This is a genomic window from Clostridium saudiense (assembly GCF_000577815.1).
GTDB lineage: Bacteria > Bacillota > Clostridia > Clostridiales > Clostridiaceae > Clostridium > Clostridium saudiense.
The window spans coordinates 13,533-34,711 of the sequence record NZ_CBYM010000003.1; the positions used below are offsets into that span (position 1 = coordinate 13,533).

Here is a 21,179-nt window from a genome sequence, read left to right on the forward strand (position 1 = left end):
AATTTCTCTCCTTTCCTTATTTAGATATCTTCTCAAAAAGATTCATTATTTCATCTATCTTTTCATCGCCATTATTATTTATTATCGCATCTTTAACACAATGATCTAAATGTCTTTTTAAAATTTGCATATTTGCCTTTTTTAATAATGATTGAACTGCAATTATTTGATTAGAAACGTCAATACAGTATCTTTCATCTTCAATCATTTTTATTATTCCTTCAATTTGTCCTTTTGCTATTTTTAAATTTTGAATTGCTTTTTTTCTTTCTTCCATAGTTCTCCTCCATATTACCCCCCACCCCAGGGGGGTATGTTTTAATTATAATACTTTTTATTTCTATGTCAATATTAATATTTTTTATTATTTCTTATTCTTTATACAAAATTTTATTGCTACTTATCCCTATATTTATCAGATATATTTTTTAATTTATTAGGTTAAACTATTTATGTGTTATTAGTGGAAAATCTTTTATAGATGCAAAATTAATAACTAATTTAATACTTCAGTTAAAAGAGGTGAATGAAATGAGTAAATGTTGTTCAAAATCTGATCCTAGCTGTAAGGATTATGCAGAAAAAGTGAAAAATAAGGCAAATGAAAAAACACCTTATGAAATTGATAAACCAACTAAACATTTTTAAAATTAAATCTTCAAATATAAAATTAATATGCTCATCATATAGTTTCATCATTTAAATTAGACACTATATAAGGAGCATATTTTATTAAATTATAAAATTTTATTTATTTTTATAACTATCTACTAACATCATAAAGAATTTAAATAATACTACTGATATTATACCAGTTGTTATGTATATTTGAATTCCAGCTATTTGATTTACAATATAACCAAAAGTTTCATATCCTTGACCTATTAAGTAAGCAGACATCTTTGTTGAAGCTACAATTCCTATAGCCATAGGGAACGTAAGTCCTGCAAATCCTGGATGGAAAATATATGAGAAGAATTTTGGTAATTTGCTTATTATGAATATTAATGCACAAATTACTGCAAAGTATAAATAATAAACTATAAATTTATTTGGTGTTTGAATAAAATTAAGGTAACTTACTAAACAAAGACTTGATGGTGCAAGTACAATTGCTTGAGTATGATACATTGGATCTTTGATTTCATATTTTGCTAATCTATAAATCATAAATGGAATTATTATAGTAAATACTGCAATACCATAGTATACAACTATTTTACCTATTAAAGGTTCATTCATAACTCCACCAACTACTGTAGAAACCATTATACCATTATATGTAACAAACCAACTTGGAACGAAAGTTTGCATATTAACACCTTTTACTACGTTTCTATATGTAAATATTAGAATGTGAATTGCATGTAATATTAAACCTATAAACCAAAGTGCCTTACCAAAAGCCGCATTATAAGTATAAATATAACTACCAATAATCATAGTTATCATTGTAAATCCTGCATAAAGTGATGCTGGAACTGTATTTGAATATTCATTTTTTACAGTATCAAAGTGAGCAACCATTTTAACTATATATGCTATTAAAACAGCAATTGCTGCCCATATAGTTAAATGTCTTACCCATGTATATCCCATACCTGAGTATACATTAGCTAAAGTTGATGCCCCTACCATGGTTGGTAAAATTGGAACTGGTAAGTTTTTAATCTTTTGTATTAGTGACTTATTATTCATGATTCCTCCTAAAATTTAAAAATAAACTAATAAATAAGTTCTATATATATCTTGTGTAATAGAGTTGAATTAAATTCATTTGTTAATTTTTTCACTTTTCATTCAACAAATTTACTTAATCACTCCTCAACAATAGTTATTATACTTATAGAAATCATTCAAGTATGTGATTTTTATCACAATATTGTTAATTTTTTAATTATTTTTTTAAGATATTTTATTAAACTAAAAATATAAAATAATATTAATAAAAAAAAGAACTGTAATACTACAATTCTTTTTTCATTTTATATTTTGTAGAAGTTATATTATAAGCTCAATATCTTTTTCCCAGTATCAACTAGTTCACATTTATCTCCTACTTTAACTTTTCCACCTTTTAATACTCTTGTAAAAATTCCATTCTTAGGCATTATACACTCTCCTACTTGATAGTATATTGCACATTTATCATGACATTCTTTTCCTATTTGAGTTACTTCTAAAAGAACATCATCTCCTACAGTTAATCTTTGTCCAACTGGAAGCTTATTTAATTCAAATCCTTCAATAACTAAATTTTCTCCAAAGGCACCAAAATCAACATTTCCACCTTTATTTCTGAAATCTTCTATTTTTTCTAAAGCTAAAAGACTTACTTGTCTATGCCATTTTCCAGCATGAGCATCTCCTTCAATTCCAAACTCTTCTATAAAATTTGCTTCTGAAACTTCATTTTTTAATGTTCCCTTATGTTTACTTGTACAAATAGCAATTACTTTTCCCATTTCTTATCCTCCAATTTGATTCATAAACTTTAATTCTTTATGCTCACTTTTTTCTAAAAATAAATGTTTTTCTGGTTTGTCATATATATTTTCTTGTATAATTTCTCTTAAATTTTCGTCACTAATTCCTTTTCTAAGCTTAGATTTTAAATCTACCCCATAATCAAAGTGAAGACATTGCTTTAAAAAACCTTCTGGAGTTAATCTTATTCTATTGCAATCTTCGCAAAAACAATTGCTTAATGCACTTATAAAACCAACTTTACCTTTTGCGCCTTTTAACTTAATATATGTAGCTGGTCCGCCACTTTTACTTCTTACTACTTTTTCATAATCAGTATAATTGTCTTCTATAACCTTTAGTACTTCTTCATTTGTAACACCTTTATAATTAATTGCAATTCCAATTGGCATTAATTCAATAAAACGTATATCTATAGGTTTTTCTTTAGTAAGATTTACAAAATCAATTATTTCGTCTTTATTAACATCATTAACTATAACAGTATTTAATTTTACTTTTATCCCTAGCTCTATTGCCTTATCTATGGCTACTAAAACATTCTCTAACTTACCTAATCTAGTTAATTTGCTAAATCTTTCTTCTTTTAATGAATCTAAACTGATATTTACTCCCTTCAATCCATTTAACTTCAATTCTTCAAGTTTATCAGCTAGTAATATTCCATTTGTAGTTAGATAAATTTCTTCAATACCTGGAATATTATTTATTCTCCCTATAAGATTTACTATTCCTGCTCTAACTAATGGTTCTCCACCAGTTATTCTAATTTTTTTTATTCCAAGTTTAGCGCTTTCTTTTACAATTTTATATATTTCATCATCAGTTAACTTTTCATCATTTTTTAAGAAGTTATTTTCCTTCTCCTTCATACAATAAACACATCTTAAATTACAATTATCAGTTACCGATACCCTTAAGTAATCAATCTCTCTTTCAAACTTATCTTTCATATTAATTCAAAGGGTAAGTTAAAAGTTAAACTCCCCACTCTTTCCTCCTGTTTTTTTAAGCAAATGAGTTCCTTCGATAACCATTCTTTTATCAATTGCTTTACACATATCATAAATTGTTAATGCACTTACTGTTGCAGCTGTTAAAGCCTCCATTTCAACCCCTGTTTTATCAACTATTTTTACTGTTGCTGTAATTTCAATGGAACTCTCTTCTTTATTTTATCTCAAAATCCACATTACAACTTGTAATCATTAATGGATGGCACATTGGAATTAAATTTGATGTTTGTTTACTAGCCATTATTCCTGCTATTCTAGCTACTCCTAATACATCGCCTTTACCAATTTTCCCATTTTCTATTAACTCTAATGTCTCTCTACTAACTTTTATTTTTGAAACAGCAACTGCAACTCTAGCTGTTTCATTTTTTTCTGATACGTCAACCATTCTAGCATTTCCACTATTATCAAAGTGCGTCAATTTATTATCCATAATACAAGCCTACTTTCTAAAATTATTTTCCAAATGAACAATGTGGGAATGTACATACATTACAATCTAAGCATAATCCACCATGTCCATATTCGACTATATCATCAATTGTTAATTTTTCATCACTTAAAACTCTTGGTAATACTAAATCAAGTACTGTTCTTTTAGAGTACATTGCACAGCTTGGTACTCCTAAAATTGGTGTATCACCATAATAAGCTAATAAGAACATAGCTCCTGGTAATACTGGAGATCCATATGTTACTAATTCACCACCACATTCCTTAATTGCTGTAGGTGTAACATCATCAGGGTCTACAGACATTCCTCCTGTACAAATTATCATATCTACTTTTTCACTTAAACCTTTTTGAATTTCTTCAATAATTCTTTCCTTTTCATCTGGTAATATTACTTGACGTATTACTTCACTACCATAATACCCTAATTTTTGCTTTATTACTGGTAAAAAGGCATCCTTAATTCTGCCTTTATATACTTCATTACCAGTAGTTATTAATAAACACTTTTTAGGTTTTATTTCTGCTACACTAATTATCTTTTCTCTAATTAGATTTTCAGCAGTAATAATTTTTTCCTCATCTATTATTAATGGAATAACCCTTGTTGCTCCAACTTTTTCCCCTTTTTTAATTGGAGTATTATTATGCAACGTAGAAACTATAATTTCACCAACCGAATTTAATTTGAATAAATTAGCTTTATCTATTTTTAATACTCCATCTCTGTCAGCAAAGAAATCTACTTTTCCTTCTTTAATTTCATCTGAAATCTTAATTCCTTCTCCCACAACTAAATTTGAAATTCTTGTTGCTGCATCATTTTCATGAAGCTGACCTTCTGTAGGTTCCCAAACATAAACATGCTCTTTCCCAATAGATAGTAATTTTTCTATATCTTCTTCTTTAATTATATGACCTTTTTTAAATAATCTTCCTTTAAATTCACCAGGAATTATTTGAGTTACATCATGAGAAAGTATAGTTCCTACTGCATCTTCTACTTTTATCATTTTCATATTAATTTTCCCCCTATTACTTTCTAGCACATTCTTTTGAAGTTCCTAATAATATATCAATTCCGTGTTTAATGTCATCTAATGCATAATCTAATGCTTCCTTGCAAGCCTTTGGACTTCCTGGTAAATTAACAATTAATGTATCTTTTCTTATACCAGACACAGCCCTTGAAAGCATAGCTCTTTTAGTAATTTGCATACTATACATTCTTATTGCTTCGCATATTCCAGGTGCTTCTCTATCAATTATTGCTTTAGTAGCTTCTGGTGTTATATCCCTTTTAGAAAATCCAGTTCCACCTGTACTTAATATTAAATTAACTTTAAGCTCATCACTCATAACTTTAAATTCATTTTCTAACATTTCTTTTTCATCAGGTAATATGACTTGTTTTACTACAGTAAATCCCGCAGCTTCAACTAACTCTTTTACTACAGCCCCACTTTTATCTTCTCTTTCTCCAGCATAACCTTTATCACTACTTGTAATTATACCAACTGTATACATTATAATTCCTCCAATTCTTTATATTCTTTTTCCGTATTTATATTTAAAAAATCTTTTTCAATAAATTTTTTTTCTTGATTTCCATCTATAACTTTATAATTTAAAGATTTTATCAATAATTGAAGTTTATTATTATTATTTTTTATTGCATTTTCAATACTAGGAATGCTCTTTTTTGAATATACTGCACATAATGGCTGTAGCCTTCCAGAAACCTCCGGTATTAACACTTCATATTCTTCATTATAATTTCCTAATATATTTAAAGTTTCACTAGTTATAAGTGGCATATCACATGCTATACATAAAACTTTATCTGTAGTTGAATTCATAAGAGCTGAATGTATTCCGCTCAAAGGACCATTCCCCTTATATATATCTTCAATTACTCTTAAATTAAATCCTTCATATTCTTCTTTTTTATTTGCAATTATTATTATTTCTTTATAACCTTTGCCTGCATCAATTATATGCTCTATAAATTTACGTTCCTTATAATTTAATAACGCCTTATTATTATAGTTCATTCTACTACTTTTACCACCAGCTAAAATAGCCAATGTCTTGTTTATCATAAGCATCTATCTCCTAAAATTTAATGATATCAACTGTTTCACCACTATGAAGAGCTTCGCTTCCACCCTCTACTTCAATCATACAATTAGAATTTAAATTAGAACTTAATATTCCATTTCCACTTTTCACTTGTGTTATATATACCTTTTGTTTTCCCTCTTCTATTACAACTCTACCTCTAATAAATCTTCTCTGAGGGCTTTTTTTATTGAAATTATCACATAAAGTTGCTTTTTCTCTTTTAACTTCTATTTTTTCAATTCCACTTAATTTTTCTATTGATGTCTTAACAAACAACTCAAATGCTGTTAGTGCCGCAGTTGGATTTCCTGACAAACTAACCACAAGAGCATTATTTACAATACTACAAAGCACTGCTGAACCTGGTTTCATTTTAACCTTCCAAAATAATCGTTTCCCACCTATATTGTCTATTGCATGATTTAATAAATCTTTTTCACCTACAGATACTCCACCAGTTGTAATTATTAAGTCAACATTTTGAGATATATTCTCTATATATTTCTCTATATCTCCTTCAATATCTCTTACATGCTTTACTTCTAAAATATTATATCCTAACTCAGAAACTCTAGCCATTATAGTATATTTATTACTATTGAAAATTTTACCTTCCGTTAAATCACTATTTACATCTATAACTTCATCACCAGTACATAAAAGTGCAATTTTAGGATTTTTATATACCTTTATCTTTGAAATACCACTGCTTGCAATAATACCTATATCTGCAAAATCTATCTTTTTATTTTTATTTACTAATAGAGATCCTTTTTTAATATCTTCACCTTTAAAACAAATATTATCATTAGCTTTTATTTTTTTAGTTAATGTTATATGCTCCTCATCATTTTTGATAGTATCTTCTTGCTTTATTACTGCATTTGCTCCATTTGGAATAGGAGCACCAGTCATTATTCTTATTGCAGTTTTATTAGTTACTTCATAATTACTTACTTCACCAGCAAAGACCTTATCAATGATTTTTATTTTATCATTAGAACCACTATTTTCTGCTAATATTGCATATCCATCCATTGCTGACTTATTAAATGGTGGATTATCAATTAGCGAATATATGTCCTCTGCTAAAACTCTTCCTGTTGCATTTATTAAGTCAATCTCTTCTGTTCCTATGGCTTTAACATTTTCATCTAATATATCTATTGCCTCTTCCAATGATATAAATGACTTCATTTGATATCCTCCTTAAAATATAAAAGACTTACTACTTCATATTTTAGGTATGAGTAATAAGCCTCAAATATAACAAAATTATTTTTAGTTATATATAACTAAAAATAAAACTATATATTTAAACAAAACTTATTTTCCTTCCCAAAACGTGGAGATAATATCTTTTCAAATATTACCCTTAAATTTTATTTCAAATTTCGGCTTAAGTTCCTTAGATTTACTCCTTAGGATACTTAGCTCTAGAAAATATATTATTGATAATTTTCAAACTTAAATTCTTCTTCTTTTTCAATTAAATCTACAAGTTTTTCTACATCGTCTTTATTTACAACATTTATGTTATTATCTATATCTAAATGAGTATCGCTTGCAATAGCTATTAACTTTTCTTTTTGAGTTATAATCCTATCACTTACTCCATCTCTATAAACTTCGATTTTTCTTAAGTTACTATTTTTATATCCTTCAACTAAAATTATATCTTTATCCATTAACATTTTAATTATATCACTAAGTTCAATCTCTTCGTGTAATTCTTTAATCATAGCAAATCTATTTTTTGATGAAATTACAACTGTTTCCGAGCCTGCTTCTCTATGTTTATATGTATCTTTTCCTTTTTTATCTATATCAAATCCATGAACATCATGTTTTATAGTTGCTATACTATACCCTCTATTTTTTAGTTCTTTTATTAAAGACTCCATTAGAAATGTCTTTCCAACATTTGAGCTATAACCTACAATATTTATTACCTTTGACATTTACTTCATCCCTTAGTCTTTATTTTATCTTTATATTTTAAAAATCTGCTTTGATTTTAAATCTTATTAACATTTTTGTAAATATATTTTATTTAAATTTAATAAGTTAGAGGCAAAAGATTATTTAATATATATTAAAACTCTCCCCTTTCCCTCTAACTCTTTTTATTATATATTAACTTGCCAAATTACCAAATTAAAATTTGGGCTCTTATAAATGAAACTCACTCCTCACATGCGTTCGGAGGAGTAAGTTCGAGCAACCAAATTAAAATTTGGGCTCTTACTTATAACTAAACTCAAAGTTTTTTTCTATGTTAAAGAAATCAGCATAATCTATATCAAATAAACTCTTTGTAACTTTTGATACATCTATATTTTCCTTAATAAGCTGAGTTAAAACTCCAGCATAAGAAAGGTCTCCTTGAATTATTGCACCATAGATTTTTCCATCTTTATGGATTATCTTTTTATAGTTATTATCTTCAACTTTAGTTTCAACTATATAAGTTTCATCAGCTGGTTCTACCATACCAAGAGACATTGTAGCTATACCTACAAAGTTCATTGTGTTTTTGCTTCCAAAGAAATCAGTCATTACCATTTCTTTTCCTAACATATTATGTGCTGCTATTATACCTTCTTTAACAGCTGTTGGCCATATTGGATTTCTTCCCGTTACATCTCCAGCTCCATATATATTTTCTATATTAGTTTGCCCTTTTGCATCAATTATTAATCCAAATCTATCACATTCAACATTACTATTTTCCATAAATGCAACATTAGATCTAACCCCTGTAGCAACTATTACTAATTCACATGGAACTTCTTCACCAGTATTTAATACTAAAGCTTTTGGATTGTTATTTTCATCTAAAAGTAACTTTTCTGCTTTAACATCTAACTTTAAAGAAACACCTTCTTCAATGAATTTCTTTTCATATACATCTGAAGCATGCTTGTCTAATTGTAATGGAAGTATCTTATTACTCATTTCAACTAAAGATATATTTAATCCTTGTCCAAGTAATCCACTAACTGCATCTATTCCAACAAGACCAGCACCTAAAACTACTACATTCTTAACTTTTTTAGCTTGTTCTTTTATTAATATAGCATCATCTAAGTTTCTTAGCCCAACTACATTATTACCTTCTCTAAGTCCTAGTACTGGAGGTATAAATGCAGATGCTCCACTACAGACTAATAATTTATCATAACTTAAAGTCTCACCATTTGATAGCTCTAAAGTTTGTTCTTTATCATTTAATGCTTTAACTTCTAAACCTTTCATCCAAGTAATATTGTTTTCTTCAAAAAACTCTTTACCTGTAAAGTTTAAGGCATCTACATCTCTATGACTTGAAATGTAATGATGAAGTATGCATCTTGAATATACATTTTCATCTTTAGATATTAATACTATTTCAGCATTTTTATCTAATTCTCTTAAAGTTTTAGCTCCACTTATACCTGCTGCAGAGGCTCCTATAACTACATATCTCATTATTCAGTTACCTCCTCTAAAGTAATTGCTCCCATAGGACATTTAGCTACACATTGTGCTGTTCCATGTTCCTTACATGCATCACATTTCATTATTTCTTTATGCATTCTGCTATCAGCTTTTAATACTCCATAAGGACATGCCATTATACACATGTAACAACTAGCACAGTGATCTTTATTATATTCTACTAATCCAGTTTCTTTATTCTTACTCATAGCACCTGTCATACAAGTATAAACACATTCTGGTCTATCACAATGTCTACAGAATATTGGAGCATATTTACCTTTACTATCTATTGTTATTCTACTTCTTGTATCCTCTGACTCGTGAGCTACAATACATGCTGTTGTACAAGTTAAACAGCCAACACATTTATCTCTATCTATCTTAATTCTTTTCATCTTTAGTCACCCTCTATTTTTTAATGATATTTACTGCAACTGTTTTAAATGATGGTTCCTTTGAATATGGATCATAAACTGAAGGAGTAAGTGCATTTGTTTCAATATAATGAATTGGTGCATATAAATGATCCTTCTTTACATGATCAGATATCTTTATAGTAAAGTCTTTAGTTACTCCATTTTGAGAAGCTATTGAAACTCTTTCATTTTCTTCTATATTTAATTCTTTTGCTAACTCTGGATGCATAAATGCATATGATTCCTTAGAGTAAATTCTTTCTGACTCAGCAATTTCTCTTGATCTAACTTGAGTATGCCATTGCCCTACTGTTCCTCTTCCTGAGTTAAATATATATGGAAATTCTGCACTTGTTTGTGTTGGGTTTTCTGCTATATCTTCAAAGTGGAATTTAGCTTTCTTTGATGGAGTATAGTAATTACCATCTTCATATAATCTTCTTTCATCTTCCACTAAAGTTTCTCCAGCTCTAAATGGCCATTGAACTCCTCTTGAACCTTCCATATTTGGTCCTTCTAACATTTCATAAGTTACACCTGTAATATCACAAGGCATTCCCTTAGAACATTTCTTTAATAATTCAAAAGCACTTCTTGGAGTTTCCCATCCTTTTAATAAATCTCCCATTCCAAGTTCCTTACCAATGTTATAGAAGATTTCGAAATCTGATAATTCTCCTTCTTCTTTTTCAATTACAGGATTAACCTTTGATAATCTTCTTTCAGTATTTATTAATACCCCTTCTTTTTTGATTGCTGGAACAGAAGGTAAGTATAAATCACAAAGTTTAGCACTATCAGTATCTTCATATATATCTTGAACTACGAAGAAATCTAGATTTTTAACGCACTTTTCAAATTCTTCATTATTTGCCCATGAATGTCTTGGGTTTGTACAAATTACCCATAACCCCTTAATTTCTCCTGCAATTGCTTTTTCAATTATTGCATTGTAAGGAATTGTTGGTTTTGTAGCAAGTACACTTTCATCTACACCTAAAGCTTCAGCAACTGCTTTTCTACGTACTGGATTATCGAAATCTCCACCACCATAAAGTCCTGCTGTATTACTAAATGCTCTTGAACCCATAGCATTACATTGTCCAGTTAAAGAGTTTGCACCTGTACCTGGTCTACCCATGTTTCCTGTTATTAATGCTAAATTAATTATAGATTGAGCTGTTCTAACTGCTTGGTAACCTTGATTAACTCCCATTGTCCACCAGAATGAAACTCTTTCTCCTGCATGAATAATTTCAGCTAATTCTAAAACTCTTTCCGCACTTATTCCTGTTTCAGCTTCAACTTTATCTAAAGTGAATTTAGCTACATGATTCTTGAAATCTTCATATCCTTCTGTATGATTTTCTATGTAGTTAACATCAATATATCCTTTTTCTATTAAAACATTAGCTAAAGTATACATTAATACTAAGTCAGCCTTTGGTTTAATATCTATCCATATATCAGAATTCATAGCAGTTTCTGATCTTCTTGGATCTATTGTTATTATTTTAGCTTCTTTATTTTCTCTAATTCTTCCCCAGAATACTGGATGAGCTATAACTGGATTTGCTCCAATTAAAATTATTGTATCTGAAAGTTCTGCATCATTTAATGTATATGGTGGAGCATCAAATCCAAAACTTTGTTTATGAGCAACTACTGATGTAGCCATACATAATCTTGTATTACCATCACCATTAATGCCCATGTAGTTTCTTCCTACATGTCCTAATAAAGCCATATCTTCTGTTGGCATTTGTCCTGTACTAATGAAGGCAACACTTTCTTTACCGTATTTTTCTTGAATGCTTGTCATTTTTTTAGCAAATGTTTTAAAGCCTTCTTCCCATGAAATTTCTTTCATTTCTCCATTTTCATCTCTTAAAAGTGGGCTTTTTCTTGCTTTAATTTTTGTTTGTTGCTTATCTAAGTTTAATCCTTTTATACAACAAAAACCTTTATTTACAGGGTAATCAACAGTAGGAGAAACCTTAGCTATCTTACCATTTTCTACATAAAAATCTACATTACATGCTAATGCACATAAATTACATGTTGATTGAATCTTCTTCATATTACTCCCATCTCCAATTCGTGATTTTAATAAACTCTATATTCAGTATTATTTCAGATTCATTTTATCACTAAAGGTTATATGCAACTGTGATTATAATCACAAATTATTTGTCATTTATTTAACAATATTATTGCTAAAATCTCTTTTTTATTTAATAAAAGTAAAAATAAGCCATTAGATTTTTTTATAAATAACCTATTAGCTTATTTAAACTTTTACACTAATTCAATTTTACTAGTAAAATATTCATCATAATGTTAATTTAAATTTAACTATTTACTATTTCGCCTCCATTTATGTGAATAGTTTGACCTGTAATATATGAAGCTGCTTCAGATGCTAAAAATACATATGCACCAGCACATTCAACAGGTTGACCTGCTCTACCCATAGGAGTATTTGATCCAAACTGTGGAATTTCTCCCTTTTCAAAGCTTGATGGAATAAGTGGTGTCCATATAGGTCCTGGAGCTACTGCATTTACCCTTATACCACTTTTATTTTTTGCTAATGATGTTGATAAAGATCTTGTTAATGTTACAATAGCACCTTTAGTCATTGAATAATCTATAAGTTTTTCATTTCCTGCAAAAGCTGTAACTGATGCTGTATTTATAATGCATGAACCTGATTTCATATGTTTTAACGCTTCTCTTGACATATAAAAAGTTCCATAAATATTAGTTTTCATAGTTTTATCAAATTGAGAATCTGAAATTTGTTTAAAATCTTTACATTCATATTGAACTGCTGCATTATTTACTAATATATCTATTTTTCCATGTTCTTTAATTACATTCTCTATTACTGAACTACAAAAAGTAACGTCTGAAATATCTCCTGAATAAATACTACACTTTCTTCCTGTAGCTTCTATTAATTTTTTAGTATCTTCAGCATCTTTTTTTTCATTGTAATAAACTATAACAATATCAGCTCCTTGATATGCATAAGCAATAGCTACTGCTCTACCTATTCCACTATCTCCACCAGTTATTATTGCAACTTTATCTTTTAGTAAATCTCCACTTTTTATATACTTTTCATCATAGTATATAGGTACTGGATTCATTTCACTTTCAAAACCTGGATGAATATTTTGATGTTGTGCTGGAAAACTTGTTGGAAAGTTCATATAATCACTCCTTAAAAAATCCTTGTCATAATTTATTATTAGTTACTTTATGATTTATAATTCTTTTTTATAAAAATCTTATCTGTTAATTAATAGTTTATTTTTTATTAAATAAATTTCACTTTATAAAAAATGGAATTGCATTAGCAATTCCATTCAATTTTATCTCTATATTAACCAAATACTTTATCATAGACTATAGGATCCTTAAATCCAAATATTACTTTTCCATTTTTCTCAAAAATTTCACTTACATACAACTTTCCATGTTCTGTTCTTTCTTTTAATGTAAAAATAGTACCATTTCCAAAATCACTTATACTTTCTCCATAAAAAGATCCATTTTCCTCTTTATAAATCATAGGATTGAACTTTTCAGACTTAACTAAAGTACTATAATCCATAATTAAAGAACCATTGTCATTTCTAAATTCTTCTTTAGATATTCCTTTCGGTAATTCATAGGAAGTTAATACAACATTATTTTCTTTATCTAATGTAAATAAAAATAAATGCGGTAATATTTTTTTACCTTTTTCAGTTTCATAATAGCTTTCTTCTATTACAAAATACCCCTTAAAATTTTGGGGTAAATTTTTAATTTTTTGATTACATACCGCATTTATATGTTTAGCCTTAGGATGTATGATTTCACCTTCACTTTCTTCTTTTTTTATTTGTGCCTGGTTATTAAATTTACCACACAAATTTTTAATAAAAGATTCCAACCTACTCATAATTCCTCCCTAAACTGTTTATTTTTTTAATAATTCATCAACAACAGCTTTAGCTTCAGCTAAGCAAGAACCACATCCCTTTCCACAGTTAGTTACACTTTGAACTTTTTCAAAAGTATCAGCTCCATTTTCTATTGCTCTTTCGATATCTTCAACAGAAACATTAAAACAATAACAAATTTTTTTAGTTTTATCCATATATATTCCTCCATAATATTACTATTTATATCTATAGTTGTATGTATATTTATAGTTTTAACATACATGAAATCTATTATTCTAACTTATTAATTTAAACTAATTTACTTATGAAAAAAATTAATTTATTAATAATTGATTACTTACATATTATTGAATCAATTATTCTTCTTGCTATTGTTGTTTTATCAGGTAATATAGGAAGGTTATCTTTACTATACCAATCAGCATGAAGTATTTCCTCTCCATCAACTTTGATTTCTCCACTTTCATATTCAGCTGTAAATCCAATCATTATAGAATTTGGATATGGCCAAGGTTGACTATCAAAATATTTAATATTTTTTACTTTTATATTAACCTCTTCTAATATTTCACGTCTTACACAATCTTCTAATGTTTCATTTACATCTACAAACCCTGCAATAGTACTATGTAATCCTTCAGGAAAGTTTTTATTATTTGCTAATAATATTTTATCCCCCTTGGTAATTCCTACTATAATTGCAGGACAAACCTTAGGATAACATGTATATCCACACTCTTTACACTTCATTGCAAATTCATTATTAGCAAACTCATTTTTTCCACCACATATTCCGCAATATTTATTCGTCTTATGGAAATGAATTATCTGAGCAGCCTTTCCTGATACTGATACACTTTCTTTATCAATAATTGCAGCACTTTCTCTTAATGTAATAAACTTTAACTCTCCAGATACTTTCACCGCAGAATTAATTTCACCACAAAAGCAATGTTTATCTTTTAGCTTTCCAAGGTGATATTTTATTTCTAATCCATCTATTAATTGCTTTACATCCTTAAATGTCGGAATATTAATCTTTCCCATATCCTCTTTAACTAAGAGCATTTTATCTTGAAATAAAAACCATAAATCCCCCTCTTTATTTTCCTCTGGAAATAAAGGATCTGATACAAATTTCATATAGTCATCAGTATTAATCATAATTCCTCCAATCTTATTCTTCTAATATTTCACAATGCATATATTTCTCAGCTTCATTCCAAGGTACAATAAATCCTTGTCCTTTAGAGCAAAATACTGAGTTTGAAGAATACTCTATATCTGCATTTTTATTATATCCTATTTTTTCCACAATTTCATCAGTATTATGACATATATCATATCCATCAAACATTAAACTTATATTACCTTTTCCTTTTGTAAATGCAATAAGCTCCATGCTATAATCCATAAATGTTGATACGGGTCCTCTTCCCATTATTCTAACCTTATTTAAATTAGTTTCAGGAGTATTAAATTTACCACTTAGCTTTTGTATATCTGATAAAACTCTTCCCATATAATCTAATTCTACATCTATTGTAAATCTATAAAATGGCTCTAATAATATATTATGAGCTTTTTCTAAACCTTGCCTTAATGCCCTATATGTTGCCTCTCTAAAATCTCCTCCTTCTGTATGTTTGTTATGAGCTCTTCCTGTTAAAAGTGTAACTTTAATATCCGTAATATCAGAACCTGTTAATAGTCCGTGATGATTTCTTTCAAAAATATGAGTTTTAATTAAATTTTGCTGTCCTGTTGTTAAGTCATCAGCATGACACTTATTTTCAAACACAATTCCTGTTCCCCTAGCCTGAGCCTCAAGTTTTAAATGAACTTCTGCATAATGCTTTAATGGTTCAAAATGCCCATAACCTCTTACTTCATTTGTTATAGTTTCCTTATACATTATTTCACAAGGCCCAAAGTCTACTTTTAAATTAAATCTTTCATATACAATTTCTTTTAAAACCTCTAATTGAATCTTACCCATAATATGAACTTGAATTTCTTTATGCGTTTCATTCCATAACACATTTAATGCAGGGTCTTCAGCTTCTAATATCTTAAAATACTTTAAGACTTCTTTTTCATTATATGATTCATCATATATAACGCTAGACATTAAAGTTGGAATCATATTAAAATTTACTTTATTATTTAAAATACCTATTCCATCTCCAGCATTTACTGTTGATAAACCAGTTACTGCAAAAACATCACCTGCTTCAACTTCATCTACAGTAATAAATTTATTTCCATTATAAATTCTAATACTACTTATCTTTTCTTTTATATTTGTATCTGCTTTAGAAATTTCTATTTCATCTCTTACTTTTAGTTTACCACTTAATGCTTTAATAAATGTAATTCTCGTTCCATTACTATCATATCGTATTTTATTTACTATCCCTGAGAATTCACAACTTGAATCATAATTAGTAGATGTCAATTCTTCTAATACATTTAAAAATTCTCTTATACCTTCATCTTGAAGTGCAGAACCACTAAAACATGGATATATTTTATTTTCTCTTATTAAATCCCTTAATTTATTTACCCATAAATTATTTTCATATTCATCATTTAAATATTTTTCTAAAAGAAGTTCATCTTTTTCAGCTATGAATTCTATTACTTCCTCATTCATTTCTTCTAAATCCGTTATAAAACAAACATCCTTAGAAAGATTATTATTAATTTCTTGTAATACTCTTTTTAAATCTGCACCCGTTCTATCTAATTTATTAATAAAGAAAAATGTAGGAACCTTATACTTTCTTAGTAAATTCCAAACTGTTTCCGTATGTCCTTGTACCCCTTCAACTGCACTTACTATGACAATTGCATAATCCATTATTCTTATAGCTCTTTCCATTTCACAAGAAAAATCTATATGCCCTGGGGTATCTATTAAATAATATGTTGAGTCATTTATATCGAATACTGCTTGATCTGAAAATACTGTAATCCCTCTTTTTTTCTCTATGTCATGACTATCCAAAAAGGAATTTTTATGGTCTACTCTTCCTCTTGTTTTTATACTTTTTGTATGATAAAGAACTTGCTCAGAAAATGTAGTTTTTCCAGCATCTACATGAGCTAGTACTCCTATTGTTTTCTTCATATAATCTCCTTTGCTAATTATGTGAAAATTTATATTTTTAATTATATCACCTTAAGAATTTTTTGCCATTTTTAAAATGTTTTAATTATAAAAAATGCACATTAAAAGTAATATTATTTACCTTTAATGTGCATAATTCGCCTTATTAAATATATGATTCTGCTATCTTTATAAAATATTTTTGTGTTAAATATAGTAACTGACAAGTTGTTTTAATTGTAAAATAAACATCATTTAAACAATCTTCTTCTAAATCAAGATATTCTTTTCTATTAATTCTTAATTCCTCTAAATAATCTCTTGATTCATTGATATTATTTAATATTTCATTAAAAATTTCATCCTTTTCTTTTAATGCCTTTTTTAATGTTCTGTGCAATAATAATTCATATACGAAATGATCCTTCATATCCTTTCCGTAATACTCTTCTAAATGATATTTACAAAAGCAATCTGCTATATAGTGAGCAATTTTACCTACAATAAAAGATACTTCATTAATATCAAGATCATTGTTTTCAATGTATTTTTTATATTCAAGCATCTTATCTTTTGAAACACTATATGTGTGTTTAATCTTATTTTTTCTTTTGTGTAGGTCTGGTTCTATACATCCAAGTAAGAATCTCTTTTTATCTAAATTTAAATTATATTTTTCATTACAAATTTTATAACAATATGAGCCAATGGCTAAATGTGTGTTTATTAACATAAGAGTTCTCCCCCTATCAGGAATTAATATTATATATAATCCCGATAATATTATTATACATCATAAATCTAAATTGTGATTGTAAATTTTTTGTATTTATTCTGGCTGCTGTGTAATATTTTATAAATTACAACCAATATTAGCTATGAAAATAAATATTACATTTAAATATTTATGATTAATTTCTTAACATATGACTATTTTATTTTGCACATAATAAATAAGAATTATTAATTACCTTAATTATTGGAGGCTAATTATGAAAATTAGATTAGGATACGTTGCAATTTCAAAGAAATTAGGAAAAAAGGTAACTTCTTCTAGCACAGTAACATTTTCAAATTATAATAAAATTGTTCTTCCATCAAAAAAATTAGAAAAATTACAAACTGTTGCTGCATCAAACTTACATGATTTAGAAAAAATAATAAAATATAATATTGAAAACAACATTCACTTTTATAGGATTACATCAGCACTAATCCCATTAGTAACTCATCCTGAAGTTGGATATTGGGGGCATAGAGAATTTTTAAAGCAGGATTTTGAATATGTAGGAAAGCTTATAAATGAATCTAATATGAGGGTCGATACACATCCTGATGAATTTAATGTAATAAATAGTATTAATCCTAAAGTAGTTGAAAACACAAAAATAAATCTATTGAGACAAGCTGAATGGTTTGATGATTTTAAATATGATTTAGGTAAAATGGTAATCCATGTTGGTGGAGCTACAAATGGCAAAGAAGCGGGATTAGAAAGATTTATTACTAATTTCAATACTTTTCCTAAAGAAGTCAAATCAAAGATAATTATTGAAAATGATGATAAAACATATACAGCACGCGAAACATTAAATTTATGTAATGAATTAAATTTACCCATGGTTTTAGATGTTCATCATCATAATTGTAATAATGCTAATGATAATATATATGACTTAATTCCTAAAATATTTGATACTTGGAAAAATGAAAAGCTTCCCCCTAAACTTCACTTTTCCTCTCCTAAAAATGGGGAGAACGATAGAAAACATTCTGATTTTATTAATCCACATGATTTTATAAACTTCTTAGAAAATATAAAATTATTTAATACTGATATTGATATTATGCTAGAATGTAAAGAAAAAGATTTAGCTCTCTTTAAACTTGCAAGTGATATAAAAGAATTGAAACCTGAATATAAATGGGTCGATGAAAGCACTTTTATTGTATAAATATGTGAAAAATAGTACATAATAAAAAATGATGTAAAACATACTGCAATATATTTTACACCATACAACTTTAGTTTATTCGACATATAGCATTCAAAAAATAGTAGCATCCAATTTAATGGATTAGCTACTATTTTTTATTTTTAGGACAAACTTTATATTATTTTCTTATATATTATATAAAAGCTCTCCTCTATTTTTCTAATAATTTTTGTAATTCAGCATAATATCTTAATGTTTCATCATTACTCTTACTATTAAAGAAAATATATCTACCATCTTTTAACTTAATGCTAATACAATTTGGATTTTCAAAGTAAAGATATAATTTACACTTTCCATAACCATCTATACTAAAATTACCAAGATTATATGTTGAAGCACCAACCCCATTAGTTCTTATTCCTGAAGGTAGCCTATCTAGCATTGTTATTTCTTCAATATCATCAATATTAAACTCAGTTCCATAAGTTGGAGCATTTATTTTTACAAAATTATTCTTAATATTTAAAGTAAAACTAGAATGATCAATTCTTATCAAGCTTCCTGTTATCCCTATTACAAGTATTCCAGCGAATATTAAACTACCATAATAAATTCTTCTTCCCTTTTTAGTTCCTAAATTATAAGTTATTCCATAGCCTGCCCTATCTTCAACAGTTACACTTCTATCATTAGGATTGTTATATACACCTTTGCTCCAAAACTCATCATTATCAGTATAAATAGGATTTGTACAAGTATTTAATATTTTTCCTTGTTCTTCTTTTATTTTATTATTTATATAAAATATGCCAAAAAGAATAATACTTGAAGGTATTATTACAGATAAAATAAATAATATTTTACTATTATTATTATTTAAGAAAAGTGAAAACATAAATGACATACCAATACTTTGGATTGTAGCCGCTATTATAGTTCCCATTGTCCATGTTCTTTTAAATACTGTATTATATGCTATATTAGCATTTGTATCTTCACTTATAACTTCCGTTTTCCCCTTAGAATATACCTTATACATAACTAAGAAAATTATATTACCTATTAATGCATTACTTGCTGCAATTCCAAGTGAAACTCCATACTCTTTTATATTATTAAATACAATTATTATTGGAAATAATGAGATTATAAAACTTGGAATAAACCAAAGAACAGATACTGGCATTTTATCTTTTAAACGAGTAACTTCAGTATCTATAGTTACTAATCTTTTGCTTGGTAATAACCAATTATTTTCTCGTTTTAAATCCATTAACCTTTTATTATATTTAATAAATAAACTTCTAGTAAAAATATATACTCCAATTAACCATAAAAAAAAGTATAATATTTGATTTGAATTTAATTTAAAGAAAAAAGATGGAATAAATAAAATAGCTGCAATAATAAAACCTTTTATATTTTCTTTCTTAAACTCTTTTACTATGTCTAATACTTTTTCATTTTTAAGTTCTAAAAATGGAATAGTTACTCCAATTAAAATATTTTTATCTCCCTTAATCATATATCTACAATTAAAATACATTGATAACAAAACAACTACAGGTATACTCCCCCAAATAATATTAAAAACCCCCATATTTACCCCTCATTCCATGCTATATTTAAGCCATTCATATTTTTATAAATATCTTCACACATTTTCATGAATTCTTTATATTCAATTCCCTTTATACCAGATTCAGCAATTATAAGCTCTAGTTCACCTTCTAATTTTTCCTTAAATTCTTTGCTTGTATCTAATGATGGACTAACCTTAGCTCCATGACGTCTATCTATTTCTATATATCCTTCGTTTTTTAGTATTGTATATGCCTTATTAACAGTCATATTATTAACCCCTATATCTTCTGCCATTTGTCTAACTGTTGGCAAACCTTCCCCCTTTTTTAATTCTCCTCTTCCAATTCCCATTACAATTTCATTTCTTAATTGTACATAAATAGGAATATTGCTAGTCATATCTAATTTAATAATCATAATTTATCCCCTTTGTATAGTTTGTATTATTAATTATAATACAAACTATACAAATAAACAATATTAAATTTAAAAATTTATCTGATGACTAGCTGTTATAACACTTACTCTAACAATGGGCACCCCCATATATAACATATTCTTAGCTTCTAAATAAAAAAAAGCAACATTAATTAAGTTATAAAAAT

At 27.5% G+C, this 21,179-nt stretch carries 21 protein-coding genes, 1 pseudogene and 1 riboswitch; of the genes and pseudogenes, 1 reads left to right on the plus strand and 21 read right to left on the minus strand.

From position 1 onward, the window contains the following. Positions 1-16: 16 nt before the first annotated feature. The 19 genes and pseudogenes from TY07_RS02365 to TY07_RS02455 form a co-directional block, all read right to left on the minus strand. Entirely contained in the window at positions 17-277 is a 261-nt protein-coding gene (locus TY07_RS02365; protein ID WP_042394801.1) for a metal-sensing transcriptional repressor, read from the minus strand. Between the two features lie 470 nt (positions 278-747). Further along, complete coding sequence (locus TY07_RS02370) at positions 748-1,698, minus strand: TDT family transporter (RefSeq protein WP_042394804.1); 951 nt, start codon at positions 1,696-1,698, stop codon at positions 748-750. 308 nt (positions 1,699-2,006) lie between these two features. Beyond that, positions 2,007-2,465, minus strand: a complete 459-nt coding sequence (locus TY07_RS02375) for an MOSC domain-containing protein (protein ID WP_042394806.1) — start codon at positions 2,463-2,465, stop codon at positions 2,007-2,009. 3 nt (positions 2,466-2,468) lie between these two features. Further along, the gene (gene moaA / locus TY07_RS02380) at positions 2,469-3,440 is read right to left on the minus strand and encodes a GTP 3',8-cyclase MoaA (protein WP_042394809.1); all 972 of its coding nucleotides are present in this window, start codon (positions 3,438-3,440) and stop codon (positions 2,469-2,471) included. A gap of 18 nt (positions 3,441-3,458) precedes the next feature. Next, positions 3,459-3,936 (minus strand): annotated as a pseudogene (gene moaC / locus TY07_RS02385) (cyclic pyranopterin monophosphate synthase MoaC). 22 nt (positions 3,937-3,958) lie between these two features. Next, entirely contained in the window at positions 3,959-4,975 is a 1,017-nt protein-coding gene (locus TY07_RS02390) for a molybdopterin-binding protein (protein WP_042394812.1), read from the minus strand. A gap of 16 nt (positions 4,976-4,991) precedes the next feature. Beyond that, positions 4,992-5,483 (minus strand): MogA/MoaB family molybdenum cofactor biosynthesis protein, encoded by a 492-nt coding sequence (locus tag TY07_RS02395; protein WP_042394814.1) that lies wholly within the window; start codon positions 5,481-5,483, stop codon positions 4,992-4,994. After that, the gene (locus TY07_RS02400; RefSeq protein WP_042394817.1) at positions 5,483-6,058 is read right to left on the minus strand and encodes a molybdenum cofactor guanylyltransferase; all 576 of its coding nucleotides are present in this window, start codon (positions 6,056-6,058) and stop codon (positions 5,483-5,485) included. Before TY07_RS02400 ends, TY07_RS02395 begins: the two co-directional genes overlap by 1 nt. A 13-nt stretch (positions 6,059-6,071) precedes the next feature. Beyond that, complete coding sequence (locus tag TY07_RS02405) at positions 6,072-7,277, minus strand: molybdopterin molybdotransferase MoeA (RefSeq protein WP_042394836.1); 1,206 nt, start codon at positions 7,275-7,277, stop codon at positions 6,072-6,074. Positions 7,278-7,395: 118 nt separating this feature from the next. Beyond that, positions 7,396-7,534: riboswitch (molybdenum cofactor riboswitch) on the minus strand. Further along, positions 7,529-8,041 carry a molybdopterin-guanine dinucleotide biosynthesis protein B gene (gene mobB / locus TY07_RS02410; protein WP_042394839.1) on the minus strand — a complete coding sequence of 171 codons (513 nt, stop codon included), beginning with the start codon at positions 8,039-8,041 and terminating at the stop codon, positions 7,529-7,531. It overlaps the preceding riboswitch by 6 nt. Positions 8,042-8,324: 283 nt before the next feature. After that, the gene (locus TY07_RS02415) at positions 8,325-9,551 is read right to left on the minus strand and encodes an NAD(P)/FAD-dependent oxidoreductase (RefSeq protein ID WP_042394843.1); all 1,227 of its coding nucleotides are present in this window, start codon (positions 9,549-9,551) and stop codon (positions 8,325-8,327) included. After that, complete coding sequence (locus TY07_RS02420; protein ID WP_042394846.1) at positions 9,551-9,958, minus strand: 4Fe-4S dicluster domain-containing protein; 408 nt, start codon at positions 9,956-9,958, stop codon at positions 9,551-9,553. Before TY07_RS02420 ends, TY07_RS02415 begins: the two co-directional genes overlap by 1 nt. 13 nt (positions 9,959-9,971) lie before the next feature. Beyond that, entirely contained in the window at positions 9,972-12,059 is a 2,088-nt protein-coding gene (locus TY07_RS02425; protein WP_042394849.1) for a molybdopterin oxidoreductase family protein, read from the minus strand. Positions 12,060-12,330: 271 nt separating this feature from the next. Continuing rightward, positions 12,331-13,197, minus strand: a complete 867-nt coding sequence (locus TY07_RS02430; RefSeq protein ID WP_042394852.1) for an SDR family oxidoreductase — start codon at positions 13,195-13,197, stop codon at positions 12,331-12,333. 173 nt (positions 13,198-13,370) lie between these two features. Next, positions 13,371-13,934 (minus strand): hypothetical protein, encoded by a 564-nt coding sequence (locus TY07_RS02435; protein ID WP_042394855.1) that lies wholly within the window; start codon positions 13,932-13,934, stop codon positions 13,371-13,373. Between the two features lie 18 nt (positions 13,935-13,952). Next, positions 13,953-14,132: a (2Fe-2S)-binding protein gene (locus TY07_RS02440; RefSeq protein ID WP_042394858.1), complete on the minus strand. Its 180-nt coding sequence runs from the start codon at positions 14,130-14,132 to the stop codon at positions 13,953-13,955. Between the two features lie 139 nt (positions 14,133-14,271). Then, complete coding sequence (gene nudC / locus TY07_RS02445) at positions 14,272-15,102, minus strand: NAD(+) diphosphatase (RefSeq protein WP_052330582.1); 831 nt, start codon at positions 15,100-15,102, stop codon at positions 14,272-14,274. A gap of 13 nt (positions 15,103-15,115) precedes the next feature. Then, positions 15,116-17,071 (minus strand): GTP-binding protein, encoded by a 1,956-nt coding sequence (locus TY07_RS02450; protein ID WP_042394861.1) that lies wholly within the window; start codon positions 17,069-17,071, stop codon positions 15,116-15,118. A 145-nt stretch (positions 17,072-17,216) separates the two neighbouring features. Further along, positions 17,217-17,783 carry a zinc dependent phospholipase C family protein gene (locus TY07_RS02455; protein ID WP_042394864.1) on the minus strand — a complete coding sequence of 189 codons (567 nt, stop codon included), beginning with the start codon at positions 17,781-17,783 and terminating at the stop codon, positions 17,217-17,219. A gap of 259 nt (positions 17,784-18,042) precedes the next feature. On the opposite strand from TY07_RS02455, the gene uvsE reads away from it, so the two are divergent. Further along, positions 18,043-19,005, plus strand: a complete 963-nt coding sequence (gene uvsE, locus TY07_RS02460; protein WP_042394867.1) for a UV DNA damage repair endonuclease UvsE — start codon at positions 18,043-18,045, stop codon at positions 19,003-19,005. A gap of 193 nt (positions 19,006-19,198) precedes the next feature. On the opposite strand, the gene TY07_RS02465 is transcribed toward uvsE, so the two are convergent. Beyond that, positions 19,199-20,590: a PH domain-containing protein gene (locus tag TY07_RS02465; RefSeq protein ID WP_042394870.1), complete on the minus strand. Its 1,392-nt coding sequence runs from the start codon at positions 20,588-20,590 to the stop codon at positions 19,199-19,201. A gap of 2 nt (positions 20,591-20,592) precedes the next feature. After that, entirely contained in the window at positions 20,593-20,991 is a 399-nt protein-coding gene (locus TY07_RS02470; RefSeq protein ID WP_042394874.1) for a GntR family transcriptional regulator, read from the minus strand. Positions 20,992-21,179 lie beyond the last annotated feature (188 nt).